Here is a 15,057-nt window from a genome sequence, read left to right as displayed (position 1 = left end):
GAAGGGATCGGTCGGGTCAGTCGATCAACTGAGCGGCCCTGAGGGCGCCCAGCGCCGTCAGCCAGCGCGGATCCTGCTTGTATTCGACATTGGCGAAGGCTTGGCCGCGCATCCGTGCAATCCGTGGCGAAGGACTGACCTTGAGGCGCTGCGCGGCGCCCAGGGCCAACTCGGCGGCAGCACGGTCATTGCAGACCAACCCCATGTCGCACCCGGCGCTCAGGGCAGCCTCGATCCGGCTCGCAGCGTCACCCACCACATGAGCCCCTGCCATGGACAGGTCATCACTGAAGATCACGCCATCGAACTGCAACTCGCCGCGCAGGATGTCCTGCAGCCAGCGCCGGGAGAAGCCGGCTGGCTGGCCGTCGACCTGTGGGTAGATCACATGGGCCGGCATCACCGCCGCCAGCTGCTTGCTCAGGCGGGCGAATGGCAGCAAGTCCTTGGCACGGATCTCCTCCAGGCTGCGCTCGTCATTGGGGATCGCCACATGGGAATCCGCCTCGGCCCAGCCATGGCCGGGGAAATGCTTGCCGGTGGCGGCCATGCCGGCGCTGTTCATGCCCCGGATGAAGGCTCCGGCCAGCAACGCGGCGCGCTCCGGATCGCCTTCGAAGGCCCGGGTGCCCACCACAGCGCTACGCTGGTGATCGAGATCCAGCACCGGCGCGAAACTCAGATCCAGGCCAACGGCCAGGACTTCAGTGGCCATGACCCAACCGCATTGCTCGGCCAGGTACTCGGCATTCGGGTTGTCGGCCAGGGCACGCATCGCCGGCAGGCGCACGAAGCCCTGGCGCAAGCGCTGCACCCGGCCACCTTCCTGGTCTACCGCCAACAGCAGGTCCGGGCGGATTGCGCGAATCGAGGCGCAGAGCTCACGCACTTGGCGCGGGTGCTCGATATTACGGGCAAAGATGATCAGCCCGCCCACTTCTGGCTGACGCAGGAGGTGGCGATCTTCGGCCGTCAGCCAGGTACCGGCGACGTCCACCATCAAGGAGCCTTGCAGGCCAGCGGTCATAGAATGTCCTTAAACACGAGTGCGCGCGCCATCAGCAATGGCGTCCACGGAACGCGAGCCGACTGTATCCACGACACAGGCGGCCCAGGCGATCCGCATTGGCGGGAAAAAAGCGCGGGGGTAGAAAACGAGAATCGGCATGGGCGGCTAGCTTAGCGGATGTAAGCTGTCGCGCCCACCCGCGGATCAGGCCTTGGCAGCTGCCGGGACCGACTTGCTGCGCGGCTTGAGCTGGGCGCTGGCCATCGCTTCGTCGGTTACCCCCGTTTCGGCACGCATGCCGGCAGCGAGGAACGGCACCATCAGGCGCATGACCTGCTCGATGGAGGTATTGACCCCGAAGTCAGTCTCGGCGATAGCCCGCAAGGCCTTGATTCCGGACATGCTGAAAGCGGCTGCACCCAGCATGAAGTGCACACGCCAGAACAGCTCGATCGGTGGAATACGCGGCGCAGCATCGTTGACCAGAAGCATATAGCGGCGAAATACCTTGCCGTACATGTCTTCCAGGTAGCGACGCAGATGCCCCTGGCTCTGACTGAAAGCCAGCCCCAGCAAACGCATGAAGATCGATAGGTCGTTACCGCTACGCGGCTGAACCACCAGCGCCTGCTCAACAAGGATTTCCAGCAGTTCTTCCAGGCTGGGCTTGCTGTCCGGCTTGGACTGGCGTCGCTCCAACTCGCGATCAAGGCTGATGCAGAACGGCCCGAGAAAGCGCGAGAACACCGCTTGGATCAAGGCCTTTTTGGAGCCGAAATGATAGTTGACAGCAGCCAGGTTGACCCCGGCCTTGCTGGTGATCAGCCGCAATGAGGTTTCGGCAAAACCTTTTTCCGCGAACAACTGCTCGGCTGCATCGAGAATGCGTTCAACGGTTTCCGACTGGGCCATGGCTACTCCGCCTGACAAACACTTGTTTGAAACATACGTTTCAGGCTCCGTAATGTCAAGTCTGCGAGCCCTTTCAACGACCAGCCGGCGCGCTATTTAATCATACCTGCCACTGCCAGTTGGCGACCCTGGCAGCAGATTCCGACACCTGAACGACAAGCTTCAGGAGCGAGCATGACAAATGGAGGATTGCCAAGCGACATTCACTGTATATAATCCCAGCAACTGTATAAAAAGACAGAGCGATCGACATGCTAAAACTGACGCCACGCCAAGCTGAGATTCTGGCTTTTATCAAACGTTGCCTTGAAGACAATGGCTATCCGCCAACTCGTGCCGAAATCGCCCAGGAGTTGGGATTCAAGTCCCCCAATGCGGCGGAAGAACACCTCAAGGCGCTGGCCCGCAAGGGCGCCATCGAGATGACCCCCGGCGCCTCCCGAGGCATCCGCATTCCAGGCTTCGAGGCCAAGAACGACGACACCCTGCCGATCATCGGGCGCGTCGCTGCCGGTGCTCCCATCCTCGCCCAGCAGCACATCGAGGAATCCTGCAACATCAACCCGACCTTCTTCCATCCGCGCGCCGACTACCTGCTACGGGTCCACGGCATGAGCATGAAGGATATCGGCATTTTCGACGGCGACTTGCTGGCAGTACACACCACCCGTGAAGCCCGCAACGGCCAGGTGGTCGTAGCGCGCATCGGCGATGAAGTCACGGTCAAGCGCTTCAAGCGTGAAGGCAGCAAGGTCTGGCTGATTGCAGAAAACCCCGAGTTCGCCCCTATCGAAGTCAACCTGAAGGACCAGGACCTGGTGATTGAAGGCTTGAGTGTCGGCGTCATTCGCCGCTGAAGGAGGCTCCATGCAGTTCCCCCACGCACCACAACAGGCACAGCTACCCTTGTTCGAGGCGTTCATGGCACACCCCTTGACGCCCGCCCTCAAGGACGTGGTCGAGCCGCCCAAGAACAATACTCAGGAAGCCTTCAGCGAGCTGTCGCTACGCGGTACTGCCGGGAGCTGCCTGAACCTTCTGGCCCCCATCCTCAGGGAACTAAGCCAGGACCAGGACGCCCGCTGGCTGACCCTGATTGCCCCACCCTCCAGCCTGACCCAGGCCTGGCTACGTGATGCCGGCCTGAATCGCGAACGCATCTTGCTGCTCCATCCGCGGGGTAACCAAAGCCCTCAACAGCTAGCCTGTGAGGCCCTGCGCCTAGGTCGCAGCCATACGGTAGTCAGTTGGCTGAATCCAATGAGCTCCAGCGCCCGGCAACAACTGGTCAGCGCTGCACGCACTGGCGAGGCGCAAAGCCTGAATATTCGCTTGGGATGAACAGCGGGAGGTCGCGGGAAATACGCTTGAATAACTCGGGGCTTCTCCAGGATTGAGAAGCCGGAACAATGCGACGAATGACCTAAAGAAAACCGATAGACGGGCTTAGTGAAGAACCCGTGGACCATCTTCCTTGTCGATTTCACCCTCGACCAGGCGGCCAGCCATCTGTACACCGACACTCAACATGGCCTTGGCCACTTCGACATGCTGGCCCTGCAGAAAGGCCTTGGCATCCTCGGAGAAATCCAAAGTAACCAGAGAACCCTCGTCCTCAGCCCTACGCAGCTCAATACGGCCGTCTGGCAACTCGACAATTTCTAGAAAGGACGTTGGCATATAGATCTGTTCTCCACGAAAGGCGGGGGATTATACCAGCCATCATCCTCTCCCCGCTCAGGAATCGCTAACCCTCAGCAGACCGACCCTGCCTATTTGAAACGCCCAATGCTGCCCAATAAGCATGTGCAAGCACCTCGGCATCTTCAGAGATTCGGCTTGTATTCAATGCCAGCCGAGGCCTCACTGTCGGAGAACGGTACGATCAGTGGCTTGCCCAGGGCCAACCTGTTGATCAGAGAACCAGGGAACAACTGAATGGTGTTATTGAAGCGCTCCACATTCAGGTTGAACAAGGTAATGGCTCCACCGACATTACCTTCCTGCTCGGCAACCTCGCGCATCAGGTTGCTCAACAGCTCCACGGACCTGAGCTCAGGGTAGGCTTCAAGCGCGAGGTTCAACTCGCCCCGCAGAGCCTTGGCGCCCTGATCTACCGATTTGAGCGCACCGCCATCGGCTGCAGACGGCAAACTGCCAATAGCACTACGCAGCCCAACGATCTTTTCCAACAATTGGCTTTCATAAGCCTGAAAGCCGGCTACCTGGGGTTCGAGCATATCCAGCACCTTGATTCTCTGGCGCTGGTAGGTCAAAACATCCGACCAGGCACGCTGGACACGGTTGTACGCGCTGATAATCCTGTTGTAGTGAACATAAGCAACAACACCCACGGCAATCACCGCAACCAGCAACAACTCCATTCCCTACTGCTCCATTTCATCAGCGACCTTCAATGGAAGGTCGAAATTATTGTCGTGCAACTCCGCCAACTCATGCACCAGGGCCAGTACCGGAAACAGATTCGGCAACTCCAACCCGCGCTCGATGTTCGCGTAGAAGCTCGCTAGATCCTCAAGCGTGCCTGGATCCTTGTAGGCCATGACTTCTGCATCATCGAAGCTCAGGCATAGATGCCCCTGGCTGGAAAACTCCAGGTTCACTTTTTTCAGCCGCCGATGAAGACCCAGCAAAAAAGCCAGGGTTGTAGGTGTCGCGAACTTTGCGCAATCCAACTCGCTGTCACCGGCAAAACTGAAGACCCTGTTGAATTCATCGGACGTGGTCTCGAAGACCTTGGGCCTAGTGTTTTTTTTGCTCGGCAGATCACTGCGCACCGTTACACCGGAAACCCAAGGAAAATCCACCACCAGGCTGAAGCGGTCGAAGTGCTCGTACACCTTTTCGCTCTCACCATCGGATTGGGTCTTGTTATGGGCGTTCACATAATGCAAATGGTGGAAGACAAAGGACAACTGATGCCGTCTCCCCTGATACACGCCCCTGGCCGAAGCCTCGATGCGACGACTGTCGTTACCACGGTCATAATCATCGAACTCCTCATCCAACCAACTCAGGCGCTCATCTGCAGTACCGCCCGGATCCCTGAGGCCATTGCTGAGAAACGAACATTTGCGGGCTATGTTCTTCGGCAACTCATCCAAGGCCGCCGAACGGCTCATCCAAATGTACAGGCTGGCAAACCCCAGGCACGCAGTGGCGAACCACATCAACACCAGACCTGCCAGGGCAGGGATCGCCGAGACAATGGCCAGCAGTAGCAACACCCAGGATTGGGCATGATCGAACTGCAGCCCTCCCTTGAAGGCCTTGAGCCTGTCAATGACTATCAACAAGTCTTCATTGGACCGGGCCTGCAACACCGCCACATCGCAATCGCCCAACAAACGGATCAAATCAGCATCGCGCTTGAGAAATTGCATCATCCTTCCTTGATCAGCTCACCGAGCTCGGAGTCCTCTGTCGGACTATCATGTGCCAGCGCCAACTGGTGCACCCACTCCAGAACCGGGAATAGTCCTGGTAATTCAACCCCCTCCTCGATCCGCTCACGAAAGACCGAAAGATCACTCAAAGCTCCCAGATCGGCATGAGCCATGACCTGTGCATTATCGAAGCTCAGGCAGAGCCGCCCCTGACTGGAAAACTCAAGGTTCGGCTGGTCCAGGTGGCGCGCGAGCCCCAGCAGGAGATCCAAGGTCGCAGGTGTGACGAATCGCTCCCAACTGGCCTGGTCATTGCCCCGAAGCACAAAGACCTCATTGAAAGCGTTGCAGTCAGTCTTGAATGGTTGTCCCGCCAGGGTGGCCTCCAATGGACGGGATCGAACCGCAATGTCCGTGACCCAAGGAAAATCCACTACCAGGCTATAGCGATTGAAAGTCTCGAAGACTGTTCTGTAGCTGCCCCCCGCCCCACGCTGGAGACTGGAGGTAACGTACTGCAGTTGGTGATACTCGAACGCCAGCCGATGGCGGCTCCCCTGATAGGCCCCTTGGACCGAGTCGACGATGTGACGTCGCTCATTGCCTCGCTGATATTCGGCAAATTCGCTATTGAGCTTCTTCAAGCGCCAATCGGCAGTGCTGTCGAATTCGCTCAGCTCGTTACAGAACAAAGCACACTTGCGGGCAATGCTCGTTGCCAGGTCCGTTAACGATCCGGAAAACCCTTTACGGGTGTAATAACTGAAAAAAGCCAAGGCCAGGCCCACCCAGAAAAACCCGCCCATCCCATCCATCAACAGCGCCGTGGCGAAAGAGGCAAAGGCCAGTACCAGGAGGACTATCGATTGCACATGATCGAACTCCAACCCGCCGGGAAATACATCGAGCCTGTCGAGCACCTCTAGCAGATCCGCATTGCAACGGGCACGCGCAACCCGCACCTGAGAGTCGCTCAGCAGGCGAACCAGCGCCTGGTCACGCAAGAAGAACAGCATGAATCTTCCTTGATCAAATAGTCTTACGGCGAATCAGCTGGCACTCAGGTTCAGCACTCGTTCAAGCCGTCCCGAAAGCGAATGGCCAGGGCCTTGAGATTCTGCCGCCAGCTTTCCAGCTCCTCGCGCCCCAGCTCTGGTTGTTCTTCCTCATCGAGGTTGACCGCCACGATAAGTGGCTGGGTGACATCGCTCTTGGGCTTGTGGGGCACCCTTGGCGGCTGGAGCAACGCTGCATAGGCAGTTAACAGCTGCGCCAGCCAGCTTTGCGGGCTCTGCGCCAGCTCGACCAGCTCCGCCAGTTCAGGAATCGCGATGCTCTCCAGCACATCACGATTGAGTATCTGCTCCACCCGCGCAGCGCCCGCCTGGGGCAACCGGTAGAACCCGGCGATCTCATGACACAAGCCCAGCAGCGCCCCGTACAGGTGAAACAGTACTGACTCACGCCCCGCCTGGACCAGAGCCTGGGCATTCATCGCTCGCCCCTCTTCAGCCCGCGCCAGAGCCTCCAGGGCCAGGCCGGCGAAGTAGATCTTCTGATTGGTACGGGTATAGAGCTCGTGGGCCATGTAGGCAGCCTCCACTGCGAGAAGAGAACCGGGTGCGAATGGCACAGTTTCAGGGATCAATCCTGTCGGCCGCAAGCCAAAAGAAAGGCCGCATGCTCCGTGGGAACATGCGGCCTCGTGAATCACCGAGCCAGATACCCGGCTCCAGCGCTCAATGGACCTCAGCGCTTGTCTTCGATCTTCCAGCTACCGCCATCGTAGAAAGCGCGCCAGCCAGTAGGCTTGCCATCGACTTCGGTCTGCACGTACTGCTCCTTGGTCTTGCGGCTATAGCGCACGACTGCGGGACGGCCATCAGGATCCTTCTGCGGCGCCTCGCACAGGAAGTGATACTTCGGATCGATCTCGTCCTTGTGCGGGATCAGCTCGAGCACCAACGGTGCACGGGTCTCACGGTTTTTCGGGAACTGGCTGGCAGCCAGGAACAACCCCGATGCACCGTCACGCAGGATATAGGTGTCGTTGACCTTCTCGCACTTGAGCTCGGGCATCTTCACCGGATCCATCTTCGGCGGCGCCGCATCGCCGCTCTTGAGCAGCTTGCGGGTGTTCTTGCAGGTCGCATTGGTGCAACCGAAGAACTTGCCGAAACGACCGGTCTTGAGCTGCATTTCGCTACCGCACTTGTCGCACTCCAGGCTCGGGCCTTCGTAGCCCTTGATCCGGTAGCTGCCCTCTTCGATCTCATAGCCGGCGCAATCCGGGTTGTTGCCACAGATATGCAGCTTGCGCTTTTCATCCAGCAGGTAAGCGTCCATCGCCGTGCTGCAGATCGGGCAACGATGCTTGCCGCGCAGTACCAGGGACTCGGACTCACCCTCGTCGTCCGCCGCGATCTCGTCGCCCGGAACCAGGTTGACCGTGGCCTTGCAGCGCTCCTTGGGCGGCAGGCTATAACCCGAGCAGCCCAGGAACACGCCTGTGGAAGCCGTACGGATCTGCATCGGCCGGCCGCAGGTCAGGCATGGGATATCGGTCATGACCGGCTGGTTGGCGCGCATACCGCTTTCAGCGCCCTCCGCGACCTCGAGCTTGTTCTTGAAGTCGCCGTAGAACTCGTCGAGCACGTTCTTCCAGTCACGCTCGCCCTGGGCCACGTCGTCGAGATTCTCTTCCATGCCGGCAGTGAAGCCGTAGTCCATGAGGTTGGAGAAGCTTTCGGAGAGGCGTTCGGTAACGATGTCGCCCATCTTTTCCGAGTAGAAGCGACGGTTGTGCAGGGTCACATAACCGCGATCCTGGATGGTGGAGATGATCGCCGCATAGGTCGAAGGACGGCCGATGCCACGCTTCTCCATCTCCTTCACCAGGCTGGCTTCGGAGTAGCGCGCCGGGGGCTTGGTGAAGTGCTGGCTCGGGTCCAGCTTGATCAGTTTCAGGACTTCGCCCTGGGCCATGTCTGGCAACACATCGTCGTCGCCCGGCTTGCTCACCTGGGGCATGACCCGGGTGTAACCGTCGAACTTGAGGATACGGCCCTTGGCGCGCAGCTCGAACTCACCAGCGGCAACGCTGACGGTGGTGGACAGGTATTGCGCTGGCGGCATCTGGCAGGCCACGAACTGGCGCCAGATCAGCTCATACAGGCGCTCGGCATCGCGTTCCATGCCCGACAGCTTGCTCGGATGGGTGTGCACATCGGACGGACGAATCGCTTCGTGCGCCTCCTGGGCCCCTTCCTTGCTGCTGTAGACATTGGGCGAGGCTGGCAGGTACTTGTCACCGAACTCGCTCTCGATATAGCTACGAGCCATCGCCACGGCGTCGGCCGAGAGGTTGGTGGAGTCGGTACGCATGTAGGTGATGTAGCCCGCTTCATACAAGCGCTGGGCCATCATCATGGTCTTCTTCACCCCGAAGCCCAGGCGGTTGCTCGCAGCCTGCTGCAGGGTGGAAGTGATGAATGGGGCCGAAGGCTTGCTGCTGGTGGGCTTGTCTTCGCGCTTGGCGACGCTGTAGGACGACGCCTTGAGCTTCTCCAGGGCCGCCATGGCCTGGGCTTCGTTGAGCGGCTTGAAGGCCTCGCCGTTCTCGCGCGCCACTTCGAAACGCACCTTGGCGTTCTTCGCGGTACCGAGGTCGGCATGCACCTCCCAGTATTCTTCGGGGATGAACGCGCGGATTTCGCGCTCACGCTCCACTACCAACTTGACCGCCACCGACTGCACGCGACCGGCGGACAGGCCACGGGCGATCTTGGCCCACAGCAGCGGCGACACCATGTAGCCCACTACGCGGTCGAGGAAGCGCCGGGCCTGCTGGGCATTGACCCGATGGATATCCAGCTCGCCCGGCTGGGAGAAGGCGTCCTGGATCGCCTTCTTGGTGATTTCGTTGAACACCACGCGCTTGTAGCGCTCGTCGTCACCACCGATGGCCTCGCGCAGGTGCCAGGCAATGGCCTCCCCTTCGCGGTCCAAGTCCGTTGCGAGATAGATGGTGTCGGCATCCTTGGCAAGGCGGCGCAGCTCTTCGATGACCTTTTCCTTGCCGGGAAGGATTTCGTACTTGGCTTTCCAGCCGTGCTCGGGATCGACGCCCATGCGCGCCACCAGCTGCTTGCGCGCCTTTTCCTTCGGCGACAGGGCCGGAGCCTCGCCTGCGGCCTTGCCACGCTTGGCGGCTGGCTCCTTGGCGGCACTTGCCGAACCGCTGGTGGGCAGGTCTCGGATATGGCCGATACTCGACTTCACCACGTATTGGTTACCCAAGTACTTGTTGATGGTCTTGGCCTTAGCCGGGGATTCCACAATGACCAGCGATTTGCCCATGGATCGGAAAATTCCTGAATTCGAGAAGTTGAGGCGGATGGCGCCTGACGCGGCACCGCTATATATAGTGGCAACAAGGTGAGGTCAAGCGCAGGGTACTGCGCGACCTGCGCTCAAGCCGGTGAAAAAAGACTGGGTTCGGCCTGCACCAAAGCAAAGCGTGGGACCTGCTCGCCGTCAACTTCGACTGACTCCAGGAACATGCTCAAGGGGCGTACCCAAAAGCCGTAATCGCCATACAGGGCTTGGTAGAACACCACTTCTTCTTCCGTTTCCGAATGCCGCGCCACGCTGAAGACGCGGTACTGCGGCCCTTTGTAATGCTGGTAGAGCCCGGGTTGTAACTGCATGCTCTGGCCCTCTTGCAAAAAAAATTAAAAATCTTCAGAAAAACAAAAACCGGGGCACAGGGCCCCGGCTTCCATCAACCCAACGCTTAAACGCGTTCGAAGACGGTCGAGATACCCTGGCCAAGGCCGATGCACATGGTGGACACACCGAAGGTGCCGCCATTCTGCTTCATGACATTGAGCAGAGTCCCCGAGATACGGGCCCCGGAACAACCGAATGGGTGACCCAGGGCGATTGCGCCGCCGTGCAGGTTAACCTTCTCGTCCATCTTGTCGAGTACTTTCAGATCTTTCAGCACTGGCAGGGCCTGTGCGGCGAAAGCTTCGTTAAGTTCGAAGAAGTCGATATCGGCGATTCCCAGGCCCGCACGCTTCAAGGCTTTTTGCGTAGCCGGTACTGGACCATAGCCCATGATCGCCGGATCCACACCTGCTACCGCCATCGAGCGAATCACTGCCATCGGCTGGATACCCAGGTCCTGGGCACGCTGGGCAGACATCACGATCATGCACGAGGCACCGTCGGTGATCTGCGACGAAGTACCGGCAGTCACGGTACCGCCCTTGGGGTTGAACGCCGGCTTCAGGGCCGCCAGGCTTTCCAGGGTAGTGTCCGGACGGATGGTTTCGTCGTAGTCGAACAGCTTCAGGAAGCCATTCTCGTCGTAACCCTGCATCGGGATGATCTCGTCCTTGAACTTGCCCTCCAGGGTCGCCTTGTGGGCGAGCTGGTGGGAGCGCAGGCCAAAGGCGTCCTGCTGCTCACGGGTGATGCCATGCATCTTGCCCAGCATCTCGGCAGTCAGGCCCATCATGCCCGAGGCTTTGGCCGCATACAGGGACATGTGCGGGTTCGGATCGACGCCATGCATCATGCTCACGTGGCCCATGTGCTCGACGCCGCCGACGACGAACACGTCACCGTTACCGGTCATGATCGCCTGCGCCGCGGTGTGCAGTGCGCTCATGGACGAGCCGCACAAGCGGCTGACGGTCTGGCCAGCCGACGTGTGAGGGATCTGGGTCATCAGCGAGGCCATGCGGGCGATGTTCCAGCCCTGCTCCAGGGTCTGGTTGACACAGCCCCAGATCACGTCTTCGACTTCCGCCGGATCGACCTTGGCGTTGCGCTCCAGCAGCTTGCTGATCAGGTGTGCCGACATGTCTTCGGCACGGGTGTTGCGGTGCATGCCGCCCTTGGAGCGGCCCATCGGAGTACGACCGAAGTCGACAATCACGACGTCTCTAGGATTCAAGCTCATATGTTCACTCTCGCTCTAGTGTGGGCGCTTAACCGAAGAAGCTCTGGCCGTTCTTGGCCATCTCACGCAGCTTCGCGGTCGGGTGGTACAGCGCGCCCAGATCGGCGTACTGGTCGGCCAGGGCAACGAACTCGGCAACACCGACGGAATCGATGTAGCGCAGCGCACCGCCACGGAATGGAGGGAAACCAATACCGTAGACCAGACCCATGTCGGCTTCGGCAGCGGTCTCGACGATGCCATCTTCCAGGCAGCGAACGGTTTCCAGGCACAGCGGGATCATCATCCAGTTGATGATGTCTTCGTCGGTGACTTCACGCTGCTCGTAGACGATCGGCTTGAGCACTTCCAGCACCGACGGATCGGCGACCTTCTTCTGCTTGCCGCGCTTGTCGGTCTCGTAGGCGTAGAAGCCCTTGCCATTCTTCTGGCCCAGGCGCTTGGCCTCGTAGAGCACGTCGATGGCCGAACGGCGATCGTCCTTCATGCGATCCGGGAAGCCTTCGGCCATCACGTCACGACCGTGGTGGCCGGTGTCGATGCCGACCACGTCCATCAGGTAGGCCGGGCCCATCGGCCAGCCGAACTTCTCCATGATCTTGTCGATGCGCACGAAGTCCACGCCAGCGCTGACCAGCTTGGCGAAACCACCGAAATACGGGAACAGCACGCGGTTGACCAAAAAGCCCGGGCAGTCGTTGACCACGATCGGGTTCTTGCCCATTTTCTTGGCGTAGGCAACGGTGGTGGCCACTGCTTGTTCGCTGGACTTCTCGCCACGGATCACTTCCACCAGAGGCATCATGTGCACCGGGTTGAAGAAGTGCATGCCGACGAAGTTTTCCGGACGCTTGAGGGCCTTGGCCAGCAGGCTGATGGAGATGGTCGAGGTGTTGGACGCCAGGATGGTGTCCTCCTTGACCTGTGCCTCGACCTCGGCCAGGACGATTTGCTTGACCTTGGGGTTCTCGACGACAGCCTCGACCACCAGGTCGACATTGCCGAAATCACCGTAGGACAGGGTCGGACGAATGCCGTTGAGCACTTCGGCCATCTTCGCTGCGGTCATGCGGCCCTTCTCGACGCGGCCAACCAGCAATTTCGCAGCCTCAGCCAGGCCCTGCTCGATACCGTGTTCGTTGATGTCCTTCATCAGGATCGGCGTGCCTTTGGAAGCCGACTGATAAGCGATGCCACCCCCCATGATGCCGGCACCGAGTACGGCGGCCTGCTTCACATCCTTGGCGATCTCATCGTAGGCCTTGGCCTTGCGCTTGAGTTCCTGGTCGTTCAGGAACAGGCCGATCAGGCTCTGGGCGGCCGAAGTCTTGGCCAGCTTGACGAAGCCGGCTGCTTCCACTTCCAGCGCCTTGTCGCGACCGAAGTTGGCAGCCTTCTGGATGGTCTTGATCGCTTCGACCGGCGCCGGGTAGTTCGGACCTGCCTGGCCTGCGACGAAACCCTTGGCGGTTTCGAAAGCCATCATCTGCTCGATGGCGTTGAGCTTGATTTTCTCCAGCTTCGGCTGGCGCTTGGCCTTGTAGTCGAACTCGCCGGAAATAGCCCCCTTGATCAGGGTCAGGGCAGCATCCTTGAGCTTCTCAGGGGCCACCACTGCATCCACGGCACCAACTTTCAGCGCGTCTTCGGCACGGTTTTCCTTGCCGGCGGCGATCCACTCGATGGCGTTGTCGGTACCGATCAGGCGCGGCAGGCGCACGGTGCCGCCGAAGCCCGGGTAGATGCCCAGCTTGACTTCCGGCAGGCCGATCTTGGCGCTGGCGGACATGACGCGGTAGTCCGCCGCCAGGCACATTTCCAGGCCGCCGCCCAGGGCGATGCCGTTGATGGCGGCAACGGTCGGCACGTTAAGGTCTTCGAAATCGCTGAAGATCTTGTTGGCTTCGAGGTTGCCCGCCACCAGCTCCGCATCCGGCAGCTTGAAGTTATCGACAAACTCGGTGATGTCGGCGCCGACGATGAACACGTCCTTGCCACTGCTGACGATCACGCCCTTGATCGAAGCATCTGCCTTGATGGTGTCAACAGCCTGACGCAATTCGTTCAGGGTTAGACGGTTGAACTTGTTGACGGACTCACCCTTGAGGTCGAAATTCAATTCGACGATACCGCTTTCAAGAGCCTTAACCGTGATGGCTTTACCTTCGTAAATCATCAACTGATCTCCACGATATGGAAGCTGAACAGTACACGTCGGACGCTAACTTCTGGCATGGCACTGACGTCACCGTCGATGCTAACGCCAATCCGCCAGGCACACCCGCCAACGCGATAGTCGGGAATCTGTATAGAGTCGCCTAAGATATAAACGCTCATTTCATACGCCCGTTTGATTTGGGTACGCCACATTCACGGAAAATCCACGAATTGTCAATCGTCCAAAATGCCGTTTGAAACGCGACTTTGCGGTCATTCCCGCACTGCACGGACCACCAACACGCCCCTGCATTTATAGTCATTCATAGGATCAATATTTAGAAAAATCGCCCTAAATCTCCGCTGTCACGGACCAAAGGCAACTACATCAGGAAGATATCTAGAGAGAAAACAGGGCCTTTCGATCGAAGGCACCGTGTCGAATGAACGCAAGAGCGAGCCGCGCCCGCGCTTATACCGGATGGCTCCATGGCAGCGACTTGGCCGGACAGCCCTCCCAATGCCAAGCTCGCGCCCTTACTGCTCGCAAGCGCCTTGGCTACGCCTGCCTGCCCAGCCCTCAAGCCAGGGACTTGAGGACCGTGGCAATGTCCTGCAATACACTGATTTCACCGCGCTCATTCCAATACACGGCGATCATCTGCTTGTCCGCTTCAACCTTGAACACGCCGAAGGGCAAGCTGCGCAGTTGCTTGACCAGTGACTCATCGTCACAGGGCTCGCGCCATTGATTGACCCAGTTACCGGGTTCTACCTGCCAATAACTCCAGCAGGCGGCCTGGCCATTGCGTCGCGGCCGATGATATTGCGGACAAGGATCAGGAGGCTCCTGCCCCAGCCAATGCGGCCATTGCTGGGGCGCCAGCTGCATGGCCAGCCCCATTCGCCGGGCCTCCATGCGCAAGGCGATCAACCCATTCTGGCGGCGCGAAGGTCGCAACCATGCCCAAGGGCTGAGGACCACCACAAGGATTGACACCACTATCCAGACCGTCATATCTGTACTCTCGATTCTTGATGAGCGGGCCTGGTTGGAACCAACCCGCTTGAAACCAGCCATACTTGAAGCAATTGCAATCCTCAGGAGGAGCGCCTCATGTCCTACCACCATATTCTGGTCGCCGTAGATCTAACCGAAGAGTGCGATCCTGTTATCCATCGTGCTCGCGAGCTATCGGTAAGCAATTGCGCCAAGCTGTCGCTGGTACATATTGTCGAACCCATGGCCATGGCCTTTGGCGGCGATGTCCCGATGGATCTTTCGCAACTGCAGCAACAACAGTTCGACCAGGCCAGGGAACGCCTCGATCGGCTGATCAACAAGTACCCGGAGTTGACCAAGGAGTACAGCCACCTGACCTATGGCCAACCGCGCCAGGAAATCCATCACCTGGCCAAGGAACAGGAATGCGACCTGATCGTGGTCGGCAGCCATGGCCGCCACGGCCTTGCCCTGCTACTGGGCTCCACCGCCAATGACGTCCTGCACGGCGCCCCCTGCGACGTACTCGCGGTCCACCTGGCCAAGCGCTAAGCATTCGGCCTCGAAAAAAAGCCCGACTCTAGAGTCGGGCTTTTCA

The 15,057-nt window shown here is 59.4% G+C and carries 15 protein-coding genes; 3 read left to right on the top strand and 12 right to left on the bottom strand.

The features are described 5' to 3' along the window. Window positions 1-16: 16 nt before the first annotated feature. Both nagZ and I9018_RS09960 read right to left on the bottom strand, forming a co-directional pair. Window positions 17-1,015, bottom strand: a complete 999-nt coding sequence (nagZ, locus tag I9018_RS09965; RefSeq protein ID WP_241110124.1) for a beta-N-acetylhexosaminidase — start codon at window positions 1,013-1,015, stop codon at window positions 17-19. Between the two features lie 198 nt (window positions 1,016-1,213). Continuing rightward, window positions 1,214-1,921, bottom strand: coding sequence for a TetR/AcrR family transcriptional regulator (locus I9018_RS09960; RefSeq protein WP_068587851.1), 708 nt, complete (start codon window positions 1,919-1,921; stop codon window positions 1,214-1,216). Window positions 1,922-2,172: 251 nt separating this feature from the next. Between I9018_RS09960 and lexA the strand changes: the two genes are divergently transcribed. Both lexA and sulA read left to right on the top strand, forming a co-directional pair. Further along, on the top strand, window positions 2,173-2,778 hold the full coding sequence (lexA, locus tag I9018_RS09955) for a transcriptional repressor LexA (protein ID WP_068587853.1): 606 nt from the start codon (window positions 2,173-2,175) through the stop codon (window positions 2,776-2,778). A 10-nt stretch (window positions 2,779-2,788) separates the two neighbouring features. Further along, on the top strand, window positions 2,789-3,262 hold the full coding sequence (sulA, locus tag I9018_RS09950; protein WP_241109321.1) for an SOS-induced cell division inhibitor SulA: 474 nt from the start codon (window positions 2,789-2,791) through the stop codon (window positions 3,260-3,262). A gap of 105 nt (window positions 3,263-3,367) precedes the next feature. Here the strand turns inward: sulA and I9018_RS09945 are convergent, their stop codons facing one another. From I9018_RS09945 to I9018_RS09900, 10 genes are all read right to left on the bottom strand, one after another. After that, complete coding sequence (locus I9018_RS09945; protein WP_011060267.1) at window positions 3,368-3,601, bottom strand: hypothetical protein; 234 nt, start codon at window positions 3,599-3,601, stop codon at window positions 3,368-3,370. 146 nt (window positions 3,602-3,747) lie between these two features. Beyond that, on the bottom strand, window positions 3,748-4,305 hold the full coding sequence (locus I9018_RS09940) for a LemA family protein (protein ID WP_241109320.1): 558 nt from the start codon (window positions 4,303-4,305) through the stop codon (window positions 3,748-3,750). 3 nt (window positions 4,306-4,308) lie between these two features. Then, entirely contained in the window at window positions 4,309-5,325 is a 1,017-nt protein-coding gene (locus I9018_RS09935) for a hypothetical protein (RefSeq protein ID WP_241109319.1), read from the bottom strand. Then, the gene (locus tag I9018_RS09930; protein ID WP_241109318.1) at window positions 5,325-6,344 is read right to left on the bottom strand and encodes a hypothetical protein; all 1,020 of its coding nucleotides are present in this window, start codon (window positions 6,342-6,344) and stop codon (window positions 5,325-5,327) included. Before I9018_RS09930 ends, I9018_RS09935 begins: the two co-directional genes overlap by 1 nt. Window positions 6,345-6,394: 50 nt before the next feature. Beyond that, window positions 6,395-6,916, bottom strand: coding sequence for a DUF6586 family protein (locus I9018_RS09925; RefSeq protein ID WP_241109317.1), 522 nt, complete (start codon window positions 6,914-6,916; stop codon window positions 6,395-6,397). Between the two features lie 161 nt (window positions 6,917-7,077). Then, window positions 7,078-9,687 carry a type I DNA topoisomerase gene (gene topA, locus I9018_RS09920; protein ID WP_068587864.1) on the bottom strand — a complete coding sequence of 870 codons (2,610 nt, stop codon included), beginning with the start codon at window positions 9,685-9,687 and terminating at the stop codon, window positions 7,078-7,080. A gap of 113 nt (window positions 9,688-9,800) precedes the next feature. Continuing rightward, entirely contained in the window at window positions 9,801-10,037 is a 237-nt protein-coding gene (locus I9018_RS09915) for a DUF1653 domain-containing protein (RefSeq protein ID WP_019093731.1), read from the bottom strand. 86 nt (window positions 10,038-10,123) lie between these two features. Beyond that, window positions 10,124-11,299, bottom strand: a complete 1,176-nt coding sequence (fadA, locus tag I9018_RS09910; protein ID WP_068587866.1) for an acetyl-CoA C-acyltransferase FadA — start codon at window positions 11,297-11,299, stop codon at window positions 10,124-10,126. A gap of 28 nt (window positions 11,300-11,327) precedes the next feature. Further along, window positions 11,328-13,475: a fatty acid oxidation complex subunit alpha FadB gene (gene fadB, locus I9018_RS09905; RefSeq protein ID WP_241109316.1), complete on the bottom strand. Its 2,148-nt coding sequence runs from the start codon at window positions 13,473-13,475 to the stop codon at window positions 11,328-11,330. 561 nt (window positions 13,476-14,036) lie between these two features. After that, the gene (locus I9018_RS09900) at window positions 14,037-14,474 is read right to left on the bottom strand and encodes a hypothetical protein (protein ID WP_241109315.1); all 438 of its coding nucleotides are present in this window, start codon (window positions 14,472-14,474) and stop codon (window positions 14,037-14,039) included. 99 nt (window positions 14,475-14,573) lie between these two features. On the opposite strand from I9018_RS09900, the gene I9018_RS09895 reads away from it, so the two are divergent. Further along, window positions 14,574-15,011: a universal stress protein gene (locus tag I9018_RS09895; RefSeq protein WP_241109314.1), complete on the top strand. Its 438-nt coding sequence runs from the start codon at window positions 14,574-14,576 to the stop codon at window positions 15,009-15,011. The last annotated feature ends 46 nt before the right edge of the window (window positions 15,012-15,057 follow it).

This window comes from Pseudomonas sp. MPFS (assembly GCF_022537035.1).
Lineage (GTDB): Bacteria > Pseudomonadota > Gammaproteobacteria > Pseudomonadales > Pseudomonadaceae > Aquipseudomonas > Aquipseudomonas sessilinigenes.
The sequence above is the reverse complement of the archived record's forward strand: the minus strand, read 5'-3'. Positions and strand labels throughout refer to the sequence as shown.

Coding starts and splice junctions, on each gene's coding strand:
- I9018_RS09960 (WP_068587851.1), bottom strand. CDS start 1,921: ATGGCCCAGTCGGAAACCGTTGAACGCATTCTCGATGCAGCCGAGCAG.
- lexA (WP_068587853.1), top strand. CDS start 2,173: ATGCTAAAACTGACGCCACGCCAAGCTGAGATTCTGGCTTTTATCAAA.
- sulA (WP_241109321.1), top strand. CDS start 2,789: ATGCAGTTCCCCCACGCACCACAACAGGCACAGCTACCCTTGTTCGAG.
- I9018_RS09945 (WP_011060267.1), bottom strand. CDS start 3,601: ATGCCAACGTCCTTTCTAGAAATTGTCGAGTTGCCAGACGGCCGTATT.
- I9018_RS09940 (WP_241109320.1), bottom strand. CDS start 4,305: ATGGAGTTGTTGCTGGTTGCGGTGATTGCCGTGGGTGTTGTTGCTTAT.
- I9018_RS09935 (WP_241109319.1), bottom strand. CDS start 5,325: ATGCAATTTCTCAAGCGCGATGCTGATTTGATCCGTTTGTTGGGCGAT.
- I9018_RS09930 (WP_241109318.1), bottom strand. CDS start 6,344: ATGCTGTTCTTCTTGCGTGACCAGGCGCTGGTTCGCCTGCTGAGCGAC.
- I9018_RS09925 (WP_241109317.1), bottom strand. CDS start 6,916: ATGGCCCACGAGCTCTATACCCGTACCAATCAGAAGATCTACTTCGCC.
- topA (WP_068587864.1), bottom strand. CDS start 9,687: ATGGGCAAATCGCTGGTCATTGTGGAATCCCCGGCTAAGGCCAAGACC.
- I9018_RS09915 (WP_019093731.1), bottom strand. CDS start 10,037: ATGCAGTTACAACCCGGGCTCTACCAGCATTACAAAGGGCCGCAGTAC.
- fadA (WP_068587866.1), bottom strand. CDS start 11,299: ATGAGCTTGAATCCTAGAGACGTCGTGATTGTCGACTTCGGTCGTACT.
- fadB (WP_241109316.1), bottom strand. CDS start 13,475: ATGATTTACGAAGGTAAAGCCATCACGGTTAAGGCTCTTGAAAGCGGT.
- I9018_RS09900 (WP_241109315.1), bottom strand. CDS start 14,474: ATGACGGTCTGGATAGTGGTGTCAATCCTTGTGGTGGTCCTCAGCCCT.
- I9018_RS09895 (WP_241109314.1), top strand. CDS start 14,574: ATGTCCTACCACCATATTCTGGTCGCCGTAGATCTAACCGAAGAGTGC.